Source organism: Actinomycetospora termitidis (assembly GCF_030286555.1).
Taxonomy (GTDB): Bacteria; Actinomycetota; Actinomycetes; order Mycobacteriales; family Pseudonocardiaceae; genus Actinomycetospora; species Actinomycetospora termitidis.
Map to the genome: position 1 here is coordinate 119380 of NZ_JASVWF010000005.1, position 19167 is coordinate 138546.

Genomic DNA, 19167 nt, shown 5'->3' on the forward strand with positions numbered 1-19167 from the left:
CCGTGTTCCCGACCCGCGAACACGGCGCTGCCCCCGACGACCGGCGCTTCCTAGCGTCGCGGACATGCAGCGCAGCGGAGAGCGGATCCTCACCACCCACGTCGGCAGCCTCGCGCGTCCGGAGGCGCTGCTGGACACGATGCGGGAGAAGGAGCACGGCCGCCCGTACGACGAGGCCGGCTTCGCCAAGCAGGTGACCGAGGCGGTGCGCGACGTGGTGGCGCGCCAGGCCGAGGTGGGCCTGGACGTCGTCACCGACGGCGAGATGGGCAAGGTCAGCTTCGCGACCTACGTCCAGGACAGGCTCGACGGCTTCTCCCCCTCGAGCGGGGAGAAGCTGCTCCCGCCGTCGTGGAAGCTCGAGATCGACGCCTTCCCGGAGTACTACGAGCAGTACCTCGGGAAGTACTCGAAGACCGTGGCGCCGATGGTGACGGTGGCCTGCGTCGGCCCGGTCTCCTACACCGGCCAGGACCAGCTGCGCACCGACATCGAGAACCTGCGGGCCGCGCTCGTCGGTGTCGAGCACACCGAGGCGTTCCTGCCCTCGACCTCGCCGCGCGGGTTCGGCCGCAACGAGTTCTACGCGACCGACACCGAGTACTACACCGCGGTCGCCGAGGCGCTGCGCGAGGAGTACCTGGCGATCGTCGACGCCGGGTTCCTGCTGCAGATCGACGACCCGTGGCTGATCGAGATCCTGTCCGACCCGCAGCTGACGCCCGAGGAGCGGCAGCACACCGCCGCCGAGCACGCCGAGATCGTCAACCACGCGCTGCGCGACATCCCGACCGAGAAGATCCGCCTCCACACCTGCTACGGCCTCAACCACGGGCCGCGGGTCCACGACATCACGATGGCCGAGGTCGCGGGCCCGATGCTGGCGATCCGGGCGGGGGCGTACTCGTTCGAGGTCGCGAACCCCCGACACATGCACGAGTGGACGATCTGGTCCGACGGCGCGCTGCGGAAGCAGCTCGGCGACGCGCTGCTCATCCCCGGCCTGCTCGGGCACGCCCAGAACTACGTCGAGCACCCGGACCTGGTCGCCGAGATGCTGCGGCACTACGTCGACGCGGTCGGGCGCGAGCAGGTCATCGCCGGCGCGGACTGCGGGTTCTCCTCCCGCGCGAGCTACCAGCCCGAGGTGCACCCGACGGTCGTGTGGGAGAAGTTCCGGGCCCTGCGCGCGGGTGCCGACCGCGTCTAGTTCGGCCGCTCCCCCGCCCACGCCCGGCCGAGCAGGGCCCGCAGGCCGTCGCGGGTCAGCTCGGCCGGGTTCGGATACGGGGTCCCGACGGCGAGCTCGGCCGCGCGGTCGAGGTCGGTCTCGGCCATGCCGAGCTCGCGCAGGGAGGTCGGGCCACCCGCCGTCGTGACGAGGTCGAACACCCCGCGCGGGGCGTCCTCGACGCCGAGCGCGTCCGCGATCCGGCGCATCGCTTCCGGAGCGGCCGCAGCGTTGTAGGCCATCGCGTGGGGCAGGACGACGGTGTGGGTGGGCGCGTGCGGGAGGTCGAACGAGCCGCCCAGGGTGTGGCAGAGCTTGTGGTGCAGCGCCATCCCGACCGACCCGAGACACGTCCCCGCCAGCCACGCCCCCTGCAGGAGCTGCTCCCGGTCCCCCGGACCACGCAGACCGACGGCCAGGCGTCGGACCGCGTCGAGCGCGAGCAGGTCGACGACCGGGTTCGCCTGCGGCGAGTACAGCGCCTCGACCGCGTGCGCGAGGGCGTTGACGGCGCTGGTGACGGTGACCTCGTGCGGGAGCGAGCGGGTGAGGTCGACGTCGTAGATCACGGTCTCGGGGAGGATGTCCGGCGAGGTCCGTGTGGTCTTGACGCCGTCCGCCGTCTCGCCGAGCACCGGGGTGACCTCGGAGCCGGAGTAGGTGGTCGGGACGATCACCTGGTCCACGCCGGCGCGCACGGCCAGCGCCTTCGCGAGCCCGGTGGTCGACCCGCCGCCGACGGCCACGACGCAGTCCGCGCCGGCCTCGCGCAGCACCGCGAGCGCCCGCTCGGTCACCTCCACCGGGGTGTGCATGACGGCGCCGTCGAAGCGCGCGACGGCGAGCGGGCCCAGGATGCGTTCCGTCCGCTCCGCCTGGCGACCCGCGAGGACCAGCACCCGGGACCGGCCAAGGCGCTCGACCTCCTCGGCGACCCGGTCGAGACTGCCGGCGCCGAACACGACGCGCGCGGGCTGGGCGGTGTAGACGAACACGCCCTCTTCTACCGCAATGGTCAAGGGTTCAACCGAAGCGCATCGGGCATCCGCGCGGCATGCACGCGCTCTCCCGTCCCCTGATCGTCGGCGTCACCGGTATCGCGGGCCACGCCCTCGCCGAGCGGCTCTCCGTCCGCGGGGTCACGTCCTCGGCCTGTCCCGACGCAGCTCGTCGCCGGTCGCGGAGGTGGAGGGCCTGCACGCCGACCTCACCGACGCCGATGCCCTCCGCGACGCGATCGCGGGCACGCGTCCGACCTCGGTCTTCCTCACCGCCTGGGCGCGCCAGGACTCCGAGGAGGAGAACATCCGGGTCAACGGCGGGATGGTCCGCGACGTCCTCGCGGCCGCCGGCGCCGAGGGCACCGTGCAGCACGTCGCGCTGATGACCGGGCTCAAGCACTACCTCGGGCCGTTCGAGGCGTACGGCGAGGGGACGTTGCCGGAGACCCCGTTCGTCGAGACCGAGCCTCGTCTCGACGCGCCGAACTTCTACTACGCGCAGGAGGACGAGCTGTTCGCGGCCGCCCGCGAGCACCGGTTCTCGTGGACCGTGCACCGGGCGCACACCGTCGTTGGGTACGCGGTCGGCAACGCCATGAACATCGCCTCGACCCTGGCCGCCTACGCCGCGCTCTGCCGCGAGACCGGCCGGCCGTTCACCTTCCCCGGCTCGCGGCAGCAGTGGGAGGGGCTCACCGACATGACCGACGCCGGGCAGGCCGCGGAGCACATGATCTGGGCGACGGGGTCGCCGTCGGCGCACGACCAGGCGCACAACGTCGTGAACGGCGACGTCTTCCGCTGGCGGTGGATGTGGCCGCGACTCGCCGAGCTGCTCGGGGTGAAGCCCGAGGGGTTCGACGGGACCGTACGCCCGCTCGAGGAGCAGACCGCGGGGATGGACGACGTGTGGGCGCGGATCGCCGAGCGCGAGGGTCTCCGCGAGACCGACCTCGGCCGGGTCGCCTCCTTCTGGCACACCGACGGCGACCTGGGCCGCGACATCGAGTGCCTCACCGACATGTCGCGCTCCCGCCTCGCCGGGTTCACCGGGTACGTGCGCACCCTCGACGCGTTCGCCGCCGTCTTCGACCGGCTCGCCGCCGACGGGATCACCCCGCACGTGCCGTGACGCGCGCCCGCAGAGGTGCGGCAGGGCCCGTCGTCGGGAATGAGGACCTCGTGACCTGGAGCCGGAAGAACCTCGCCGACGTCGAGACGCTCGCGCCCGCGGCGAGTGTGTACCTCACCCCGGAGCGTCTCGAACTCCAAGCGACCGCACGCCGCTTCGCGATGGAGGAGGTGCTCCCGGTCGCGGACGAGCTCGACCCGCAGCGCGGCGAGATCCCCGACGAACTGCTGGCGCGGCTCGCCGAGCTCGACTATTTCGGGATCATGATCGACCGCGAGCACGGCGGGCTCGGGCTCGGCGTCCTCGAGTACGCGCTGATCTGCGAGGAGCTGGCGCGCGGGTGGATGAGCGTCGCGAGCATCATCGCCCGCGGCAACGGCACCGGGTGTGCGGGCCGGCCGGACCTACTGGCGCGGTCGGCGCGCGGCGAGTGGATCGGCGGGATCGCGTTCTCGGAGCCGTCCGCCGGGTCGGACCTGGCGAACGTCGGGTGTTCGGCCGAGCGCGACGGTGACGAGTGGGTGATCAGCGGGACCAAGCGCTGGGTCGGCCACGCGAAGCGGGCCGACTTCCTGCACCTGCTCGCCCGCACGCGGGAGCCGCGCGAGGGGCACGGCCGGTCGGACGGGCTGGAGCTGTTCCTGGTGGAGAAGGCGCGCGGGTCGTTCCCCGACGGCGTCTCGGGCACGCCGATCGACAAGATCGGCTACTACGGGCTGACGACGTGGGAGCTGACGCTCGACGGGCTCCGGGTGCCGGTCGACGCGCTGCAGGACACCGGTCAGGACGAGGGTCAGGGGTTCAAGGAGTCGCTGCGCTGGCTCGGGCCGGCGCGGGTGCAGACGGCGGCGCGGGCGGTGGGGCTCGCGCGCGGGGCGGTCGAGGACGCGATCGCCTACGTGAAGCAGCGGGTCCAGTTCGGGCACCCGATCGGTGACCAGCAGGTGATCCGGCACGCCCTGGCCGACCTGGCGTCCGAGGCCGAGGCCGCCCGCCAGCTCTACCTGCACGCGGCGTGGCTGGTGGACTCCGGCGTCGCGGCCGACGTCGAGACCTCGCAGGCCAAGCTCGTCGCCTCCGAGACCGCGGAGCGCGTGACGTCGCAGGCGCTCCAGATCTTCGGCGGCAACGGCTACACCACGGAGTACTCGGCCGAGCGGTACTGGCGGGACGCCCGGCTCACCACGATCTTCGAGGGCACGTCGGAGATCCAGCGCAAGATCGTGTCGGACGCGCTGCTGGCCGACTGAGCGAAGGGCACCATCGTTCGGATAGACGGGCCGTGGGCGCCCATCGCCAGTCCGGGGCCGCCGTGGCGGTGGGCGCCCACGGGCGGGTAGATCGAGTGGAGGGGCCCTTCGCTCAGAATGGGGTGCGTGCGTCCCCCGCCGTCCCTGCCGCCCCGCTTCGGGCTCGACCCGGCCCGGATGCGGTTGCCGGTGTCGGACGAGTGGGCGACGGTGCGCGACCACGTGGTGGGTCGAGTCCCGCTGTCGCCGGCGCAGGTGGACGCCATGTTCGCGGCCGGTCGTTTCCACGATCAGCACGGCCCGCTGCCGATCGACGCGCCCTACGTCAGTGGCGGCTCGGTGTGGTTCCACCGCGACCTTCCTGACGAGGCCCCGGTGCCGTTCGCGGTCGAGGTCGCCTTCCGCGAGGACCGGGTGCTCGTCGCCGACAAGCCGCACTTCCTGGCGACGATCCCGCGCGGCCGGCACGTCCGGGAGACCGCGCTCGTCCGGCTGCGGGACGAGCACGGGTTGCCCGACCTCTCCCCCGCCCACCGACTCGACCGCCCGACGGCGGGCGTGGTCCTGTTCGTGATCGCGCGCGAGGACCGCGGCACCTACCAGAACCTGTTCCGCGACCGGCGGGTGTCGAAGACCTACGAGGCGATCGCGCCGTACCGGCCGGACCTCGGGACGCCGCAGGTCGTCCGGTCCCGGATCGTCAAGGAGCGCGGGATCGTCACGGCGCGGGAGGTCGACGGGGAGCCGAACGCCGAGACGCTCGTGGAGGTGCTCGAGTACCGCGACGACCCGGCGCTCGGCGCGATCGCCCGCTACCGCCTCACCCCGCACACCGGCCGGACCCACCAGCTGCGGCTGCACCTCTGCTCGCTCGGCGTCCCGATCCTCGGCGACACCTTCTACCCGCGGGTTCGTGACGTCGGGTTGGACGACTTCCGCGCGCCGCTGCAGCTGCTCGCACGAACGCTGTCGTGGCCGGATCCGCGCACCGACGAGCCGGTCACGGTCCACTCGCGTCGACGGCTGCAGGCGTGGGACGACCCGGCGGGATGGGCGGCCGGGCCGTGAGGTCGACACCACGCAGGCCCCGGAACCTGCGTCACGTAGCTCTCGCGCCCGCAGCGGGTACGCCGACGCCGTGACCGACCCGCTGATCGTCTCCGCCGTCCTCGCCCCGGACGCGCAGGCCGACCTCGACGCGCAGCGGCGCCGGTGGTTCCCCGCCGACCGCCTGCACGTCGGCGCGCACATCACGCTCTTCCACGCGCTCCCCGGCGAGCGGATCGACGAGGTGGCGGCCCTCCTCGGCGAGCTCGTCGAGCGCCCGGGGCCGGCCCTCCACGTGGGCGAGCCGTTCAAGCTCGGGCGCGGGGTGGGGTTGCGGCTGCAGTCGTCGGCGCTCGAGGGGCTGCGCGGCGCGATCGCACGGCGGTTCGAGGCCGACCTCACCGACCAGGACGCCCGGCGGTGGCGCCCGCACGTGACGATCCAGAACAAGGTCACGCCCGACGAGGCGCGGCGCACGCTCGAGACCGTCCGGGAGACGCACGTCCCCTACGACACCCACGTCGAGGCGCTCGCCCTGTGGCACTACCGTGGCGGCCCGTGGGAGGCGGCGGGCGAGTACCGGTTCGGCGGTCCGGCGTCGTCGGAGTGATCGGGCCGTTCGCACCCCTGGACGCTGCGAGAGTGCCGTTCGCTCCAGAAGGCGGCGGCTCCCGGTGAATCCGGCCGACCCCGCGGGCCCCCGCCTGCCGATCGTCGCCGCGCCCATGGCGGGCGGCCCCTCGACCCCGGCCCTGGTCGCCGCCGTCACCGCGGCCGGCGGGTACGGCTACCTCGCCGCGGGCTACCTCACCGCGGACGAACTCGCCGCCCGGATGGCCGAGCTGCGGCAACGCACCGACGGGCCGTTCGGCGTGAACCTGTTCCTGCCCGACCCGAGCGGCCGCACCCGCCGTCGGGAAGAGGCCGTGATCGCGTACGGGCGGCGGCTCGTGCCGGAGGCGGAGGCGGTGCGGGTCGACCTCGGCGATCCCCACCCCGCCGACGATCCCGACGACGGGCCCGGGCTGGACGCCAAGCTCCGGGTGCTCGCGGCCGACCCGCCGGACACGATCAGCCTCACTTTCGGCCTCCCGGATCCCGACCGCCTCGCCGCCCTGCGGGCCACCGGCGCACGCCTGGTCGCGACCGTCACGAGCCCCGAGGAGGCGCGCGACGCCGAGCGGCTGGGCCTCGACGGCCTGGTGGTGCAGGGCACCGACGCCGGCGGTCACCGCGGCACGCACCGCGTGGTCGACGAGCCGAACGACGACGACACCCTCGACCTGCTCGTCGCGATCCGGCCACGGACGTCGCTGCCGATGATCGCCGCGGGCGGGGTGGCGGACCGCGCCGGCGTCCGGCGGGCTCTCGACGCCGGGGCGACGCAGGTCCAGCTCGGGACCGCCTTCCTGCGGACCGACGAGGCCGGCACCTCGGCCACCCACCGCGACGCCCTCGGCGACCCCACGTTCTCCGGCACCACGGTCACCCGGGCCTTCACCGGTCGCGCCGCCCGTGCGCTGACGAACCGCTTCGCCGTCGAGCACGGGCCGTCCGCGCCCGCCGCGTACCCCGAGCTGCACTACCTGACCCGGCCGATCCGCACGGCGGCGGCGAAGGCGGGCGACGCGACCCGACTGCACCTGTGGGCGGGCGTGCATTTCCGGCGCGCGGCCGAGGGGCCTGCCTCCGAGGTGGTGCGCGGCCTGGTCTGACCGGGCGCTTCCCACGCCGGTGGATCGGGTACCAGCGGCGCGCTGAGTGGGAAGGAGGACCCATGTCCGAGGGTGCCGATCCGAGCGACACCACCAAGACCGAGCGCGCGGGCCAGCGCCTCGCGGGCGCCGTCAAGAAGGCGGCCGGGAGCGTGACGGGCAACGACGCGCTGCGCGCCGAGGGCGAGCTGCAGTCCGAGCACGCCGACCGGGCCAAGGAGGCGCAGCACGCCGAGCAGGTGGCGCAGCAGAAGCGCGAGGAGGCCGAGGCCGAGGCGCGCGCCGAGGAGCTGCGGGTCGAGCGCGAGCGCCTGGCCGCCGAGGACGCCCGCGAGGAGCGCGAGGAGCGGGCCGAGGCGCAACGGCAGGCCGAGGAGGAGCGCGCGCAGGCCGAGACCGCCCGGCGGCAGCAGACGGTCTCGCAGGCGACGCGGGCGCAGGAGCAGCAGACCCACCGCGACGAGGTCGAGGCCGTGCGCGAGCGCGGCGAGGCGGAGCGCCGCGTCCGCGACGAGGAGGTCCGGGCCGAGCAGGCGCGGTCGTCCGCGCGGACGTTGGAGCAGGTCGAGCAGGTCGAGGAGGACCGATGAGCAACCCCGTGTCGGCGGTGGCCGGCCCCGTGATCTCGCTGGGCTTCGGCGTGGCCCGGCTGCCCGTGGGCCTGCTGGCCCAGGTCACCGGCAACGGCCGGAACCCGGAGTTCGGCCCGACGCTCGCCATCGACGGCCTGGAGGCCGGCGTGCGCCAGGTGCTCGGCTCGCTGCTGGGCGACCCCGAGCTCGCCCGGCAGGGCGAGGTCAAGGACGCCCGGGTGCAGCAGCGCGCGGAGGCCGCGGAGCGCGACGAGGCCGCGGACGCCCGTCGTGACGTCGCCGACCAGCGCCTGGAGCAGCGCCGCGAGAACGACCGCAAGGCCCGCGAGCAGGCCCGCGAGCAGGAGCGCGCGCAGCACGAGAAGCTCGAGGCGCAGAAGAAGGAACGCGAGCAGCAGGCCCGCGAGCGCGAGCAGGAGCGCAAGAAGGCGGCGCAGCGCGAGGAGCAGAAGGCTCAGGAGGTCGCGGACGAGCACGCCCGCGAGGCCAGGAAGACCCGTGTGCAGGCGGAGACCGAGGCGGTCGAGGCCGAGCGGGCTGCCGCCGCGCGCAAGGCGGAGGCCCTCGGCACGGCCGAGGCGGCCGACGCCGCCCGCGAGCAGCGCTGAGCGGACCCGTGGGGGCCGTCCCGATCGGGACGGCCCGCACGGGGTACCTCACGATCATGCTGGCGATCGAGGACCACGGCGTGATCGGTGACCTGCGGACGGTCGTCCTGGTGGGCACCGACGGCAGCATCGACTTCGCGTGCCTGCCCGACTTCGATTCGCCCGCGGTGTTCTCGGCGCTGCTCACCGAGGAGGGCCCGGAGAGCGGGCGCAGCGCCTTCACCGTCCGCCCGGGCTCCGGCACCCGCACCAAGCAGCTCTACCTGCCCGACTCCAACGTCCTCATGACGCGGTTCCTCGACGCCACGTCGGTCGCCGAGGTCGTCGACCTGATGGACCCGGACGACGACGGCGGGACGCGCCCGCTGGTCCGGACGGTCCGGGTGGTCCGCGGCCGGCAGAGCTTCACCGTGCGCTGCGCGCCCGCCTTCGACTGGGCGCGGGTGCGGCACTCCGTGGAACTCGTCGAGGGGGTCGGGGCGGTCTTCGTCCCCGACGACGGGAGCGGGGCGCTGCTCCTACGGACCTCGGCAGAGCTGCGGGTCGCCGAGGATTCCGGCGCGACCGGGCCCGCCGTCGTCGCCGAGATCGACCTCGGCGCCGGCGAGGCCGCCGACTTCCTCCTGACCTGGCACGACGGGCCGCCGTCGCGCGGCGAGGTCGCCCCACTGGGAGAGCACGAGGCGGACCGGCGCCGGGACGCCGTGCTGACCTACTGGCAGCGGTGGCTCGCCCGGTCGAACTACTCCGGGCGCTGGCGCGAGATGGTCCACCGCTCGGCGCTGCTGCTGAAGCTGATGGTCCACGACCCGACCGGAGCCCTCATCGCGGCACCGACGGCGGGTCTGCCCGAGCAGATCGGCGGCGAGCGCAACTGGGACTACCGCTACGCGTGGCTGCGCGACGCGGCGTTCACGTCCTACGCGCTGATGCGCCTGGGCTTCGTCGAGGAGGGCCGGGCCTTCCTGTCGTGGCTCGAGCAGCGGATGGCCGAGGCCGACGACGAGTCCGGCCTGCTGCCGGTCTACACCGTGCACGGTGCCCCGCCGCCGGACGAGGTGGAGCTGTCCCACCTGTCGGGCTACCGGGGATCGAAGCCGGTACGGATCGGCAACGCCGCGGGTGCGCAGCGCCAGCTCGACACCTACGGCGAGGTGATGGACTCGGTCTACATCGCCAACAAGGAGACCCCGATCTCCTACGACCTCTGGACGCGGGTCCGCAGCTCGCTGGACTGGCTCGACCGCAACCGCCACCTGCCCGACCAGGGGCTCTGGGAGTCCCGCGGTGAGCCGCAGTTCCACACCTATTCACGGGTGATGGTGTGGGTGGCGTTCGAGCGGGCGCTGCGCCTCGCGCGGCAACGCGGCCTGCCCGCGCCGGTCGAGGCCTGGGAGAAGGCGGCGGCCGAGGCCTACGAGGAGGTCCAGCGGGACTGCTGGCGCGACGACCTCGGCACCTACACGCAGCACCCCGGCAGCGACGACGTCGAGGCCGGTCTGCTCATCCTGCCGCTGGTCAAGTTCTCCGGGCCGACCGATCCGCGGTTCCTGTCCACGCTCACCCGGATCGAGAGCGACCTCGTCGTCGACTCCCTCGTGCAGCGCTACCGGCCCGACGGGTCCGACGGCCTCGACGACGAGGAGGGCACCTTCAACCTGTGCTCGTTCTGGTACGTGGAGGCGCTCACCCGGGCGGGACGCCTCGGGGCGGCCCGCAACGTGCTGGAGAAGGCGTTCACCTACGCCAACCACGTCGGCCTGTTCGCCGAGGAGCTCTCCGCCTCGGGTGAGCAGCTGGGCAACTTCCCGCAGGCGCTCACGCACCTGGGCCTGATCAGCGCCGCGGTGAACCTGGACCGGGCGCTGGGCTGAGGACGCGGAACCACGCGTTCGACGCGGGCGCGAACAGCAGCACCAGGACGGCGGCGTTGAGCGCGACCCCGAGCAGCGGCACCAGCACCGTCCACCCGACGAGGCTGAACACCAGGGCGATCAGCAGGCCGACCGCGGCGAGCACCGCGAGGACGACGCGCGCCCCGCGACCGCCGGCCCGGACCCGCCACGCCAGCAGGAGCCACCCGGCGTCCGCGAGCGCCGTGCCGCCGAGGACGACCGCCGCGGCGATCGCGCCCTCCGGCGGGTGGGTCGACACCGCGAGGAGGATCAGGGCGAACACGGCGGCGCCGGCGAGGGCCGCGACGGCCTGGGCGACCGCGACGAAGAAGACGGCGTCGACGGTGCCCGGGCGCCGGCCCGGCGGAGCACCGGCGGGCGGGACCTGGGCATGGAGTGCGGCGGCGGGCAGGACCGTGGTCGCGTCGAAGGTGGAGTGGCGGCCGGAGTACGCGGGAATCGTCATGACGACGACAATGACGCTGCGTACACGGAAAGAGAAGCAAGCTGGCGATAATCGCCACAGGAGACTACGGACAGCGACGCGCTCGCCCGTCCCCCTCGCCGGGAACGGGCGTTCGCGTCGTCGATCCGGGTGCCCCCGCGCCCGGATCTAGAAGAAGGTCTTGCGGCCGCCCACACCCCGTCCGACGGCGCCCAGGATGGTGAGGATCAGGCCGACGACCACCAGGATCCACCCGATGTAGGTCAGCACCGAGATCGGGACGATGTACCCGACGATCAGCAGAATGATGCCGAGGATGATCATGACACTCCCTCGTGTAGGTCCGGCCGGTCGGCCGGGACCTGCGAAGTACCCGAGCGTCACGTGAGGCACACACAAGGTCGACATTTCACCGCGTCGGGTGACGGTGAAGTTGACCTTCCGTCGCGGCGTGAGACAGCCGAGGCCGATGTGACTCCCGATGACTCGTGGGCCACCCACGAGGTGACGACCGTGTGGGGGGCGCGGACGACCGCCGCGGCGGACGCCGACGACGCGTCGATCCGCGTCGATCTCCACGACGTGACCGCGCCCGAGGGCGACCGGTTCGACTACCCGGTGGTGCACCTGCCGAGCGTGGGGGTGGCCCTGGTGGTGCGGGACGAGCACGTGCTCATGCTGCGGACCTACCGGTACCCGGTGAACCGGTACGGCTGGGAGCTGCCCGGCGGCGGCGTCGACGACGGGGAGGACCCCGGGGTCGCGGCCGCGCGCGAGGCGGCGGAGGAGACCGGCTGGCGCCCGGTCGGCGAGGGACGGCCGCTGATCGCGTTCGAGCCGCTGCCCGGCGGCGTCGTGACGCGCGTGCACGTCCACCTCTGGACCGACGCCGAACCCACCGACGAACCCCTCGACCGGCACGAACCCGGCCGCGCGCAGTGGGTGGCGGTGGACGACGTGGTGCGGCTCGCCGCCGCGGGGGACCTGCTCGGCTCCGGGACGCTGGTCGGGCTGCTCCAGTACGTCGCGGAGACGGATGCGTCACGACCCCGTCGCAATTACTAGGACGTCCTACTAAAGTGGCGGGCGTACTGCTCTGCACCCCCGTCGACGACCGAGGACGATCCGCACATGGCCGAGTCCGAGCTGCACGTACCGAGCAACCCGATCCGCGTGGTGACCGCGGCCAGCCTGTTCGACGGGCACGACGCGGCGATCAACATCATGCGCCGCATCCTGCAGCGCCAGGGTGCGGAGGTGATCCACCTCGGGCACGACCGCTCGGTCGACGACGTCGTCTCGGCGGCCGTCGAGGAGGACGCCCACGCGGTGGCGATCTCCTCCTACCAGGGCGGGCACGTCGAGTACTTCTCGTACCTGGTCGACCTGCTGCGCGAGCGCGGCGCCGGGCACGTCCGGGTGTACGGCGGAGGCGGCGGGGTGATCGTCCAGCGCGAGATCGACCAGCTGCACGCCCACGGCGTCGCGCGGATCTTCTCGCCGCAGGACGGCCAGCAGCTGGGCCTGCCCGGGATGATCAACACGATCATCCGGGAGTGCGACGAGGACCTGTCCGCCGTGGCGCCGTCGTCGTGGGACGGGTTGTTCACCGGGGAGCGCGCGGTCGTCGCGCGGGCGGTGACGATGGCCGAGGCCGGCGTCCTGCCCGACGACGTCCGCGAGCGCGTCGAGGCCGCGAACGGCGACCGCCACGTGCCGGTCCTCGGGATCACCGGCACCGGCGGGTCGGGCAAGTCGTCGCTGACCGACGAGCTCGTCCGCCGCTCGCGCATGGACCGCGAGGACAAGCTCAAGGTCTCGGTGCTCGCCGTCGACCCGACCCGGCGCCGGGGCGGCGGGGCACTGCTCGGCGACCGGATCCGGATGAACGCCCTCGGCGGGCCGGTCGCCTTCCGGTCGCTGGCCAACCGCGGCTCCGGGACGGCGCTGCCGGAACGCCTGGCCGACGTCATCGCGGTCCTGCGGGCCTCGGGCGCCGACCTGGTGATCGTGGAGACCCCCGGCATCGGCCAGGGCGACGCCGGCATCGTCGAGTACGCCGACGTGTCGCTGTACGTCATGACCCCGGAGTTCGGGGCGGCGTCGCAGCTCGAGAAGATCGACATGCTGGACTTCGCCGACGTCGTCGCGATCAACAAGTTCGAGCGGCGCGGCGGCGACGACGCGCGGCGGGACGTGGCGCGCCAGATCGTGCGCAACCGCGACGAGTGGGGCGCGAGCTGGGAGGACATGCCGGTCTACGGCACCTCCGCCGCGACCTTCCACGACGAGGGCGTCACCGCGCTCTACGGGAAGCTCGTCGCGCTGCTCTCCGAGAAGGGCCTGGCGGAGGGTGCGGGACACCTGGAGATCCCGGACACCGCGGTCTCGACGTTCGCCGGCTCGGCCATCCCGGCCGACCGCGAGCGCTACCTGGCCGACGTCGCGGGCACCGTCCGGAGCTACCACGAGGACACCGACGCGATGGTCGCCGCCGCCCGGCGGCGCTCCGCGCTGCGCCAGGCCGCCGAGGCCCTCGGCGACCGGGACGCCGGCGAGCTGCCCGCGGTCCTCTCCGAGGCCGAGCGCGCGCTGCCCGCCGAGGCCGCCGACCTGATCGACGGCTGGGAGCGGACGAAGGAGGACTACTCCGGCGACGAGCTCGTCGTCCACGTCCGGGACAAGGAGCTGCGCACGCAGCTCACCCGGGAGACGCTGTCCGGCTCGAAGGTCAACCGGGTGTCGCTGCCCCGGTTCACCGACGAGGCCGAGGTGCTGCGCTTCCTGCGCGCCGAGAACCTCCCCGGGCACTTCCCGTTCACCGCGGGCGTGTTCGCGTTCAAGCGCGAGGGCGAGGACCCCGCCCGCATGTTCGCCGGCGAGGGCGACGCGTTCCGCACCAACCGGCGGTTCCACTACCTCTCCGAGGACTCGCCGGCCAAGCGCCTGTCGACGGCGTTCGACTCCGTCACGCTCTACGGCCGCGACCCGGCCACTCCCCCGGACGTCTACGGCAAGGTGGGCACGTCCGGAGTGTCGATCGCGACGCTCGACGACATGAAGGTGCTCTACTCCGGGTTCGACCTGACCTCGCCCACGACGTCGGTGTCGATGACGATCAACGGGCCGGCCCCCACGGTGCTGGCGTTCTTCCTCAACACCGCGATCGACCAGGTCGTCGACACCTACCGCTCCGAGCACGGCGAGGAGCCCTCGGAGGAGAAGCGCGCGGAGCTCGTCGCCCATGCGGTGGCGAACGTCCGCGGCACGGTGCAGGCCGACATCCTCAAGGAGGACCAGGGCCAGAACACCTGCATCTTCTCGACCGAGTTCTCGCTGCGGATGATGGCCGACATCCAGGAGTGGTTCATCGCGCACAAGGTGCGCAACTTCTACTCGGTGTCGATCTCCGGCTATCACATCGCCGAGGCCGGGGCGAACCCCATCTCGCAGCTCGCCTTCACGCTGGCGAACGGCTTCACCTACGTCGAGTCCTACCTCGCGCGCGGCATGGACATCGACGACTTCGCGCCGAACCTGTCGTTCTTCTTCTCCAACGGCATGGACGCCGAGTACTCGGTGATCGGCCGCGTCGCCCGGCGCATCTGGGCCGTCGCGATGCGCGAGCGCTACGGCGCGAACGAGCGCTCGCAGAAGCTCAAGTACCACGTCCAGACGTCGGGCCGGTCCCTGCACGCGCAGGAGATGCAGTTCAACGACATCCGCACGACGCTGCAGGCGCTCTGCGCGCTCTACGACAACGCGAACTCGCTGCACACCAACGCCTACGACGAGGCCGTGACGACCCCGTCGCAGGAGTCGGTGCGCCGGGCGCTCGCGATCCAGCTGATCATCAACCGCGAGTGGGGGCTCTCGCTGAACGAGAACCCGCTGCAGGGCTCGTTCGTGATCGAGGAGCTCACCGACCTCGTCGAGGAGGCCGTGCTCACCGAGTTCGACCGGATCGCCGAGCGGGGCGGCGTGCTGGGCGCGATGGAGACCGGCTACCAGCGCGGCAAGATCCAGGACGAGTCGATGCTCTACGAGGGCCGCAAGCACGACGGCTCGCTGCCGATCGTCGGCGTGAACACCTTCCTGCCGCCTGCCGACGCCGAGCAGGAGGCGCCGGAGCTGGAGCTCTCCCGGGCGACCGAGGAGGAGAAGACCTCGCAGCTCCAGCGGCTCGACGACTTCCAGGCCCGCCACCAGACCGAGTCCGCCGAGGCGATCCGTCGCCTGCAGGACGCGGCGACCAACGGCGAGAACGTGTTCACCGAGCTGATGAACGCCGCCCGGGTGTGCTCGCTGGGCCAGCTCACCGACGCGTTCTTCGAGGTGGGCGGGCAGTACCGGCGCAGTATGTGAGCGAAGCTCAGGTGAGCACTTCTTGTCGCCATAGCGACAAGAAGTGCTCACCTGCGAAGCCCACCGCCGATCTTCGCCGCCGCCTCGTGGGCCTCGGCCCGGTTCTGTGCGGCCAGCGGGCGCAGCTCGGCCATGGCCGGCACGACGTCGGCCAGGGTCAGCTCGGCCTCGACGACGTGGACGTCGGCGCCCCAGACGTCGGCGAGGATCCGGGTGATCCAGCCGGTGCCGTGGTCCCAGCCCTCGCGGGGCGTCCCCGGGCCGTAGCCACCGCCCCGGCTCACCACGAGGACGACCTCGGTGCCGGCCAGCGGGCTGCTGCCGGGCGCGAAGCGCGGGTCGGTGATGAGCAGGTCGACCCAGCTCTTGAGGTGCGCGGCGATGCCGAAGTTGTAGAGCGGCGACCCGATGACGACCGAGGAGGCGGCGAGGAGCTCGTCGGCGAGGGCCGCGGCCGTCGCGAGGGCGTCCCGCTGCTCGTCGGTGCGCTGGTCCTCCGGGGTCATCCCGGCGGCGGTGGCCGCCGCCCAGGTCCCGGCCGGGATCGGCTCGCGGCCGAGGTCGCGGCGGACCACTCCGGTACCGGGGTGGGACTCGACGTAGGAGCGTTCGAGGCTGTCGAGCACCTCGCGGCTCACCGACCCCTGCGTGCGGATGCTGCTGTCGATGCGGAGCAGGCTCATGACTCGATCTCCTGGTGTGCGGCACGTCAGATGTTCTGTCGAACAGACTATCTGTCGCACCGATTCCCTGCGCAACCGCCTATCCTGAGACGGTGAGCACGCCGCGGCAGGTGGAGTCGGACCTGGGCTGGGCCCTGGGCCGGGTGGCACGCGCCCACCTGCGGACCGCGCAGACGGTGATGGGCGGGCTCCCGGGCGGCCCCCGGGGCTACCAGGTGCTGGCCGCCGTCGCCCGCGGGGAACCGGCCTCGCAGCTGGCCCTCGCGCGCAAGCTCGGCGTCGACCGCACCGTCATGACCTACCTGCTCGACGAGATCCAGGCCGCCGGCCTGATCGAGCGCCGTCCCGACCCCGCGGACCGCCGCGCCCGCCGGGTGGAGATCACCGAGGCGGGCGGGGCCCGACTCTGTGACCTCGAGCGCCGGCTGCGCGACGCCGAGGAGCACCTGCTCGCCCCGCTGCGTCCCGAGGAGCAGGACGTCCTGCGCGAACTCCTCGCCCGCCTCGCCGCGGTCGACCCGGACCAGGCCTCCGCCTGCCAGGTCGCCGCGGACCTCACGGCCTGCGAGGAGACCTAGGGGACGAGCACGATCCGGCCGAACACCTCGCCGGCGTCCATGCGGCGGTGCGCCACGGCGGCGTCGGCGAGCGGGAGCACGTCGTGGACGACGGCGCTCAGGTCGCCCCGGACGACGGCGGCGAACTGCGCCGCCGTGACGGCGTTCCGGTCCGCGCGCGGGATCGTGTCCGCGGAGAAGGTGCCGAAGGTCAGGGAACGCCGGAAGTTCGCGAGCAGACCGGCGCCGAAGTCGGCCGGCGGCATGCCCGCCACCACCCCGACGACCACCATCCGGCCGTTCGGAGCGAGCCGGTCGAACCACGACGCCAGGTCGGGTCCCGCCGCGACGTCGAGAAGCACGTCGAGCTCGGTCGCACCGTCGCCCGAGCGGTCGAGGACCTCGGTCGCGCCGAGCTCCCGGAGGCGCCGGCCGCGCTCGGGCGAGGAGGTCGTGACGGCGATCGTCCCGGCTCCCGCGGCCCGCGCCAGCTGCACGGCCGCGATCCCGATGCTGCCGGCGGCCCCTCGGATCAGCACCGACTCCGCCGCCGCCAGGTGGGCCTGCGCCAGGGCGAAGTGGGCGACCGGCCCGGAGCTGCCGAGCGCGACGGCGTCCACGCCGCCCAGACCGTCGGGCAACGGGACGACGTCCGCCACGTCCGCGACCGCCTGCTCCGCGTAGGCCCCACCGGTCCCCGTGAACGCCCACACCCGCCGTCCCACCCATGACGGGTCGACCCCGTCACCGACGGCGCCCACCGTGCCCGCGACCTCGGCCCCGGGCACGAATCCGGTCGTGAAGCCGTAGCCCCCGAGGGTGCCGCGGCGGATCACCGCGTCGACGCCGCCCACCCCGATCGCCTCCGGCGTCACCAGCACCTGGCCCGTGGCCGGCGCGGGGTCGGGACGGTCCACCAGGACGAGTCCCTCGGGCGGTCCGAACGTCTGGATCTCGATGGCCTGCACGCGGCCGGACGTTAACGGACGGGGGCGTCCGTTTGACTAAGGTGAGAGCGGTGGACGAGGAAGTGACTCGGGTGCGCCGCGCGGACGCCGTGGAGAACCGGTCCCGGCTGCTCGCGGCCGCGCGGGTCCTCTTCGCCCGGGACGGGCTGGACGTCCCGATGCGCGAGATCGCCCGCGAGGCCGGTGTCGGTCCGGCCACGCTCTACCGCCACTTCCCGACGAAGCAGGACCTGGCCACCGAGGCCTTCGCCGCCGAGATGGCGGCGTGCCGCGCGGTCGTCGACGACGGGCTCGCGGACCCGTCCGCGTGGCGCGGGCTGTGCACCGTCATCGAGCGGCTCACCGTGCTGCACGCCCGCAACCTCGGGTTCACCGAGGCCTTCCTGGCCACCTTCCCGCACGCCGTCGACCTCCGCGCCGAACGCCGGGCCGCGCTGGACGCGGTCGCGGGTCTGGCCCGGCGGGCGCAGGCCGAGGGTGAGCTGCGCCGTGACTTCGTCCCGCAGGACCTCGTCCTCACCCTGACGGCGACCCGCGGGCTCGACGTCATGCCCGAATCCGCGCGGCCGGCCGCGGCACGGCGGCTGGCCGACCTGCTGATCGGTGGCCTGCACGCGACCGTCGCGTGAGTTCCGGAGTGTGCGGTGCACCTGGGCGCGGATCAGTGCACACGAGCGCGGAGCGCACCTCCGGTGCCGGTCAGGCCCACCACGAGGTCGCCGTCGTGCTCCGTCAGCCCCGCGTACGGCGCCGGGCGCTGCGCGATCGTCGAGGTCTCGACCGCGTGCGGGGGCAGCGACGCCAACGGCAGGTTCCCGACGACGGGGGTGCTCGACCGGGAGCGCGGGTCCACGCGCGTGAGCCGGCCCGCCGCGGCCTCCACGACGAACAGCGCACCGGCGTGCGCCACCAGCCCCTCGGGTCGGGCCAGGCCGGCGGCGACCACCGCGCCGTCGTGCAGGCGCACCACCTGACCCCGTGCGGAGTCGCTGACCCACACCTCGCCGTCGGCCTCGGCGAGGTCCGCCGGCCCGTCCAGGTCCGAGACGACCGGGTCGACCTCCGCCGCCCGGCCGATCCGGACGACCCGGCCCGCGCCCGACTCCGCCACCAGCAGCTCGCCGCACGCGGCCAGCACCCCGCTCGGCCGGTCGAGGCCGGAGGCGACGCGACGCCAGGCACCGTCCGGAGTGCCGACGACGGCCTCCCCGGACTCGGTGGTCGTCGCCAGCTCGTCCGCGACGACGGCGAGCCCGCGCAGCCCGTGCACGCCGACCTCGGCCGCGTGCACCCCGCCGTCGACCAGCGTGGCCAGCGTGTGGTGGTCGGCCGCGAGCAGCCGGCCACCGACCGACGCCAGGCCGAACGGCCCCACGAGCCCGGGCGGGAGGACCTGTCGTCGGGACCCGTCGGGCTCGAGCGCGACGAGACCGCCGGTGAAGGCCCCGTCACGTACCAGGTGCCGTCCGGGCCGACGGCGAGGTTGTCCGCACCGGTCACGCCGGTCTCCACGACCTGGTCACCGTCGACGAGCACCGACCCGTCGGCGTTCGACAGCACGAGCATCCGGCCGGCCGCGTCGAACCGCACCGCCACCGGGCGGTCCAGCCCGGCGAGGAGCCGCTCCGGAGGACCGTCGTCGAGCTCCACGGCCCACACCTCGCCGCCCATCAGGTG

Annotated in this window: 19 protein-coding genes; 13 read left to right on the plus strand and 6 right to left on the minus strand. The window is 73.5% G+C overall.

The features are described from left to right. The first annotated feature begins 64 nt into the window (after positions 1-64). Positions 65-1210 (plus strand): cobalamin-independent methionine synthase II family protein, encoded by a 1146-nt coding sequence (locus QRT03_RS21320; RefSeq protein WP_286055064.1) that lies wholly within the window; start codon positions 65-67, stop codon positions 1208-1210. Here QRT03_RS21320 and QRT03_RS21325 read toward each other — a convergent pair. Next, complete coding sequence (locus tag QRT03_RS21325; RefSeq protein WP_286055065.1) at positions 1207-2226, minus strand: maleylacetate reductase; 1020 nt, start codon at positions 2224-2226, stop codon at positions 1207-1209. The two genes, QRT03_RS21320 and QRT03_RS21325, sit on opposite strands and share 4 nt — an antisense overlap. Before the next feature lie 190 nt (positions 2227-2416). Here QRT03_RS21325 and QRT03_RS21330 point away from each other — a divergent pair, with 190 nt between their 5' ends. The 8 genes from QRT03_RS21330 (at position 2417) to QRT03_RS21365 (ending at position 10451) form a co-directional block, all read left to right on the plus strand. After that, complete coding sequence (locus QRT03_RS21330; RefSeq protein WP_286055066.1) at positions 2417-3364, plus strand: SDR family oxidoreductase; 948 nt, start codon at positions 2417-2419, stop codon at positions 3362-3364. A 50-nt stretch (positions 3365-3414) separates the two neighbouring features. After that, complete coding sequence (locus tag QRT03_RS21335; protein WP_286055067.1) at positions 3415-4614, plus strand: acyl-CoA dehydrogenase family protein; 1200 nt, start codon at positions 3415-3417, stop codon at positions 4612-4614. Between the two features lie 117 nt (positions 4615-4731). Further along, entirely contained in the window at positions 4732-5682 is a 951-nt protein-coding gene (locus QRT03_RS21340) for a pseudouridine synthase (protein ID WP_286055068.1), read from the plus strand. 70 nt (positions 5683-5752) lie between these two features. After that, positions 5753-6271, plus strand: a complete 519-nt coding sequence (locus QRT03_RS21345) for a 2'-5' RNA ligase family protein (protein WP_286055069.1) — start codon at positions 5753-5755, stop codon at positions 6269-6271. 64 nt (positions 6272-6335) lie between these two features. Further along, a complete protein-coding gene (locus QRT03_RS21350; RefSeq protein WP_286055070.1) occupies positions 6336-7376 on the plus strand; it encodes an NAD(P)H-dependent flavin oxidoreductase in 1041 nt (346 codons plus the stop codon). Positions 7377-7438: 62 nt separating this feature from the next. Further along, complete coding sequence (locus tag QRT03_RS21355; RefSeq protein ID WP_286055071.1) at positions 7439-7966, plus strand: hypothetical protein; 528 nt, start codon at positions 7439-7441, stop codon at positions 7964-7966. Further along, a complete protein-coding gene (locus QRT03_RS21360) occupies positions 7963-8577 on the plus strand; it encodes a hypothetical protein (RefSeq protein ID WP_286055072.1) in 615 nt (204 codons plus the stop codon). Before QRT03_RS21355 ends, QRT03_RS21360 begins: the two co-directional genes overlap by 4 nt. 8 nt (positions 8578-8585) lie before the next feature. Continuing rightward, positions 8586-10451, plus strand: a complete 1866-nt coding sequence (locus tag QRT03_RS21365) for a glycoside hydrolase family 15 protein (protein WP_345783274.1) — start codon at positions 8586-8588, stop codon at positions 10449-10451. On the opposite strand, the gene QRT03_RS21370 is transcribed toward QRT03_RS21365, so the two are convergent. Beyond that, entirely contained in the window at positions 10414-10938 is a 525-nt protein-coding gene (locus QRT03_RS21370; RefSeq protein WP_286055073.1) for a hypothetical protein, read from the minus strand. The genes QRT03_RS21365 and QRT03_RS21370 overlap by 38 nt on opposite strands. A gap of 147 nt (positions 10939-11085) precedes the next feature. Continuing rightward, entirely contained in the window at positions 11086-11241 is a 156-nt protein-coding gene (locus QRT03_RS21375; RefSeq protein WP_018333901.1) for a hypothetical protein, read from the minus strand. A gap of 189 nt (positions 11242-11430) precedes the next feature. On the opposite strand from QRT03_RS21375, the gene QRT03_RS21380 reads away from it, so the two are divergent. Beyond that, positions 11431-11982 carry an NUDIX hydrolase gene (locus tag QRT03_RS21380; RefSeq protein ID WP_286055074.1) on the plus strand — a complete coding sequence of 184 codons (552 nt, stop codon included), beginning with the start codon at positions 11431-11433 and terminating at the stop codon, positions 11980-11982. A gap of 66 nt (positions 11983-12048) precedes the next feature. Next, a complete protein-coding gene (gene icmF, locus QRT03_RS21385) occupies positions 12049-15282 on the plus strand; it encodes a fused isobutyryl-CoA mutase/GTPase IcmF (RefSeq protein WP_286055075.1) in 3234 nt (1077 codons plus the stop codon). Between the two features lie 47 nt (positions 15283-15329). On the opposite strand, the gene QRT03_RS21390 is transcribed toward icmF, so the two are convergent. After that, complete coding sequence (locus QRT03_RS21390) at positions 15330-15965, minus strand: FMN-dependent NADH-azoreductase (RefSeq protein ID WP_286055076.1); 636 nt, start codon at positions 15963-15965, stop codon at positions 15330-15332. Positions 15966-16057: 92 nt separating this feature from the next. Here QRT03_RS21390 and QRT03_RS21395 point away from each other — a divergent pair, with 92 nt between their 5' ends. Next, positions 16058-16543: a MarR family winged helix-turn-helix transcriptional regulator gene (locus QRT03_RS21395; RefSeq protein ID WP_286055077.1), complete on the plus strand. Its 486-nt coding sequence runs from the start codon at positions 16058-16060 to the stop codon at positions 16541-16543. Here the strand turns inward: QRT03_RS21395 and QRT03_RS21400 are convergent. Further along, positions 16540-17490: a zinc-binding dehydrogenase gene (locus tag QRT03_RS21400; RefSeq protein WP_286055078.1), complete on the minus strand. Its 951-nt coding sequence runs from the start codon at positions 17488-17490 to the stop codon at positions 16540-16542. The genes QRT03_RS21395 and QRT03_RS21400 overlap by 4 nt on opposite strands. 50 nt (positions 17491-17540) lie before the next feature. On the opposite strand from QRT03_RS21400, the gene QRT03_RS21405 reads away from it, so the two are divergent. Beyond that, positions 17541-18119 (plus strand): TetR/AcrR family transcriptional regulator, encoded by a 579-nt coding sequence (locus QRT03_RS21405; RefSeq protein ID WP_286055079.1) that lies wholly within the window; start codon positions 17541-17543, stop codon positions 18117-18119. A 32-nt stretch (positions 18120-18151) separates the two neighbouring features. On the opposite strand, the gene QRT03_RS21410 is transcribed toward QRT03_RS21405, so the two are convergent. After that, positions 18152-18865, minus strand: coding sequence for an NHL repeat-containing protein (locus tag QRT03_RS21410; protein WP_286055080.1), 714 nt, complete (start codon positions 18863-18865; stop codon positions 18152-18154). Between the last annotated feature and the right edge of the window lie 302 nt (positions 18866-19167).

Bases quoted from the DNA above. Each gene is read 5' to 3' on its own strand.
- QRT03_RS21320 (WP_286055064.1), top strand. From the start codon at position 65: ATGCAGCGCAGCGGAGAGCGGATCCTCACCACCCACGTCGGCAGCCTC.
- QRT03_RS21390 (WP_286055076.1), bottom strand. From the start codon at position 15,965: ATGAGCCTGCTCCGCATCGACAGCAGCATCCGCACGCAGGGGTCGGTG.
- QRT03_RS21360 (WP_286055072.1), top strand. From the start codon at position 7,963: ATGAGCAACCCCGTGTCGGCGGTGGCCGGCCCCGTGATCTCGCTGGGC.
- QRT03_RS21375 (WP_018333901.1), bottom strand. From the start codon at position 11,241: ATGATCATCCTCGGCATCATTCTGCTGATCGTCGGGTACATCGTCCCG.
- QRT03_RS21370 (WP_286055073.1), bottom strand. From the start codon at position 10,938: ATGACGATTCCCGCGTACTCCGGCCGCCACTCCACCTTCGACGCGACC.
- icmF (WP_286055075.1), top strand. From the start codon at position 12,049: ATGGCCGAGTCCGAGCTGCACGTACCGAGCAACCCGATCCGCGTGGTG.
- QRT03_RS21355 (WP_286055071.1), top strand. From the start codon at position 7,439: ATGTCCGAGGGTGCCGATCCGAGCGACACCACCAAGACCGAGCGCGCG.
- QRT03_RS21340 (WP_286055068.1), top strand. From the start codon at position 4,732: ATGGGGTGCGTGCGTCCCCCGCCGTCCCTGCCGCCCCGCTTCGGGCTC.